The 1,119-nt window shown below is 60.8% G+C and carries 1 protein-coding gene; it reads right to left on the bottom strand.

Translation table 11 applies throughout. The annotated features are described in order from the left end of the window. Positions 1–1,119, bottom strand: a 1,119-nt coding sequence (glyA, locus tag AC2FH0_RS20760; RefSeq protein WP_496790242.1) for a serine hydroxymethyltransferase, incomplete at its 5' end; no start/stop codon positions are given.

Here is a 1,119-nt window from a genome sequence, read left to right on the forward strand (position 1 = left end):
TTACAAGTTTGGATAGATTGGGAATCTGGCGCAGAGGTTTGCGACTTCGGTTTTGACTTTGGCCTCGACCTCACCGTTACCGTCCTCGCCATTTGCGGCCAGACCGTCGACCACTTCGATGATCCAGTCGGCGATCTGGCGGAACTCGGCCTCGCCGAAGCCGCGGGTGGTGCCTGCGGGGCTGCCAAGGCGGATGCCGCTGGTCACCATCGGTTTTTCGGGATCGAACGGGACACCGTTCTTGTTGCAGGTGATATGCGCCCGGCCCAGTGCCTTTTCGGTCGCGTTGCCTTTGACGCCTTTAGGGCGCAGGTCCACCAGAACCACATGGGTGTCGGTGCCGTGGGTGACTGTGTCGAGCCCACCTTTGATCAACTGGTCCGACAGGGCCTGTGCGTTGGTGACCACCTGGGCGATGTAGTCCTTGAACTCGGGTCGCAGTGCTTCGCCAAAGGCCACGGCCTTGGCCGCGATGACATGCATCAGCGGGCCGCCCTGAATGCCAGGGAAGATGGCCGAGTTCACTTTCTTGGCGATCGCCTCGTCATTGGTCAGGATCATGCCGCCCCGCGGACCGCGCAGGGTTTTATGCGTGGTGGTGGTAGCCACATGCGCATGCGGGAAGGGCGATGGGTGTGCGCCTGTCGCGACCAGACCGGCGATATGGGCCATGTCGACATGCAGATAGGCGCCGACCATGTCCGCGATCTCGCGCATGCGGGCAAAATCAATGATGCGCGGAATGGCCGACCCGCCTGCGATGATCAGCTTGGGCTGATGCTCTTTCGCCAGCGCTTCGATCTGGTCATAGTCGATCTGGTTGTCCTGTTTGCGCACACCGTAATGGACGGCGTTGAACCACTTGCCCGACTGGTTGGGTGCGGCGCCATGGGTCAGGTGGCCCCCCGCATCCAGGCTCATGCCCAGGATGGTGTCGCCGGGTTTGATCAGTGCCTGGAACACGCCCTGGTTTGCCTGAGAGCCAGAGTTCGGCTGGACGTTTGCAAAGCCGCAACCGAACAGCTGCTTGGCGCGGTCGATGGCCATATTTTCAGCGATATCAACAAATTGACACCCGCCATAGTAACGCCTGCCGGGGTATCCTTCGGCGTATTTGTT

The organism is Ruegeria sp. CDSC051 (assembly GCF_059610665.1).